Origin of the sequence: Enorma burkinafasonensis (genome assembly GCF_902150035.1) — a bacterium.
Taxonomy (GTDB): domain Bacteria; phylum Actinomycetota; class Coriobacteriia; order Coriobacteriales; family Coriobacteriaceae; genus Enorma; species Enorma burkinafasonensis.
Map to the genome: position 1 here is coordinate 1 of NZ_LR597543.1, position 2,243 is coordinate 2,243.

Below are 2,243 nucleotides of genomic sequence, written 5' to 3' on the forward strand. Positions count from 1 at the left end.
CGTTGTCGTTGCTTCGGTTACGACGATTGGGGGCCAGAGAGGAAATGATCGGCGTGGACAAGATCGACGATATCAGAAAGCTCGGGAGGAACGGGGCGACCGTCGCCTCGATCGCCCGGGACACCGGGGTCTCCGAGCCCACGGTGAGGAAGTACCTGAGGGAGCCGGACCTCTCCGAGAGGCCGCCGGCGGTCGGCAGGGCGCCCGAGTCGCCGCTGCTCGAGCCCTTCGCGGAGCTGATCGACTCGTGGCTGCTGGAGGACCGGCGCTGCTGGTTCAAGCAGCGCCACACCGCGAAGAGGGTCTACGACCGCCTCGTCGGGGAGAGGGGCTTCGAGGGCTCCTACACGACCGTCCAGAGGTACGTCAAGCGCAGGCGCGAGGAGCTCGCCGCCGAGCTCGACGCCCGCGAGGCGCAGGGGTTCCTCCTGCTCGACTGGCTCCCGGGCGAGTGCCAGGTCGACTTCGGGCAGGCGGACTTCCGCGTGCGCGGCGTCGTCACGCGGGGCCACTTCCTCGCGGTCACGTTCCCGCACTCCAACGTCGGTCTCGCCCAGGTCTTCTGGGGCGAGACCGCGGAGTGCGTCTGCCAGGGGCTCAGGGACGTGTTCGAGTTCCTCGGCGGCGTGCCGCTGCGCGCCGTGTTCGACAACGCCACCGAGGTCGGGCGCCGAGTCGGCGCGCAGATCGTCACCTCCGGGCTCTTCAGGCGCTTCGCGGCCCACTACGGCCTCGACTACAGCTTCACCAACCCCTACTCGGGGAACGAGAAGGGCTCCGTGGAGAACAAGGTCGGCGCGCTCAGGCGCAACCTCTTCGTCCCGGTCCCGCAGGTCTGGGACGTGAAGGCCTACAACGGGAGGCTGCTCGGGACGTGCCTGGCGCTCTCCGACGGCAAGCCGCACTACCGCAAGGGCGCGCCCGAGTCCGAGCTCTTCGGGGACGACCGCGCGGCGCTCTCGCCGCTGCCCGCGGCGCCGTTCGCGTGCGTCACGTGGATCACCCGGAAGTGCGGCAAGCGGGGCTCGTTCAGGGCCGGCGGCGAGCACCGCTACTCGGCGGGGCCCGCCAACGCCTCCCGCGAGGTCGCCGTCGCGATGGGCGCATTCGACGTCACGGTCGTCGGCGCCGGCGGCGAGGTCGTCGCCGAGTACCCGCGCGAGTGGGGCGACGCGCCGACCGACTCCGCGGACCCGACCCTGCAGCTGAGGCTGCTCGCGATCCGCCCGGGCGGCTGGCGCGACAGCGTCGTGCGCGGGTCGCTGCCCGAGGAGCTCGTGGCGTTCCTCGACTCGGAGGCGCCCGCCGACCTCGGCGCGGACCTCAGGGCGCTGCGCGACGTGAGCGCCCGCCGGGGCTGGGCTGCGACCGTGGAGGGCGCGCTGCGCTCGCTGGGGGCCACCGGCGGCGTGGACGCCGCGACGCTCGAGCTCGCCGCCGCCAGGGCGGCCGCGGGCGACGCCGTGGTCTCCTACGACGAGCCGGTCGACCTCGCGGGGTACGACCGGGCCTTCGAGCTGCTGGAGGGGGGCGCCGCCAGTGCCTAGGATCCCGGACGCCGAGCGCGAGGAGTTCTCCTCGCGCGCCAGGTCGCTGTTCATATCGAGGGCGACGGCGGCGTGGTTCCTCGAGGCCGCGACCCCGGGGCAGCTCGCCGCGTGCTCGGGGATGCTCGCGCGCGAGCTCGAGTCCCGCGAGCGGTCGAAGCGGGCGAGGCTGCTGCGCCAGGCCAGGTTCCCGGTGCCCAAGGCCGTCGACGGCTTCGACTGGTCGAACGTGCGCTTCCCCGAGGGCTGGGGGCGCGAGGAGATGCTGTCCCTCGACTTCGTCGGGCGCGCCGAGGACCTCGTGTTCCACGGCCCGACCGGGCGCGGCAAGACCCACATGGCCACCGCGCTCGGCATCGAGGCCACCAGAAGGGGGATCGCCGTGCGGTTCTTCCAGACGGCGACGCTGGTGCTCCAGCTCGGCAAGGCCAAGCGCGAGGGGACGCTCGACAGGCTGCTCGCGGACGTCGGAAGGGCCGACCTGCTCGTCCTGGACGAGTTCGGCTACGTGCCCTTCGACGTGGACGGGGCGAGGCTCCTGTACCAGGTCATATCGGACAGCTACGAGAGGAGGAGCATCGTGTTCACCACGAACGTGGAGTTCAGCCGGTGGGGCACGGTCTTCGCGGACGACAAGCTCGCCGCCGCGATCGTGGACCGGGTGGTCCACCACGGCAGGCTCGTGGAGTTCGGCGG

At 72.2% G+C, this 2,243-nt stretch carries 2 protein-coding genes; both read left to right on the plus strand.

All coding sequences use genetic code 11. The features are described from left to right. Positions 1–53 precede the first annotated feature (53 nt). A complete protein-coding gene (gene istA, locus FS885_RS09795) occupies positions 54–1,547 on the plus strand; it encodes an IS21 family transposase (protein ID WP_222419916.1) in 1,494 nt (497 codons plus the stop codon). Then, on the plus strand, positions 1,540–2,243 hold a 704-nt coding region (gene istB, locus FS885_RS09800), incomplete at its 3' end, for an IS21-like element helper ATPase IstB (protein WP_144744842.1). The genes istA and istB, both read left to right, overlap by 8 nt.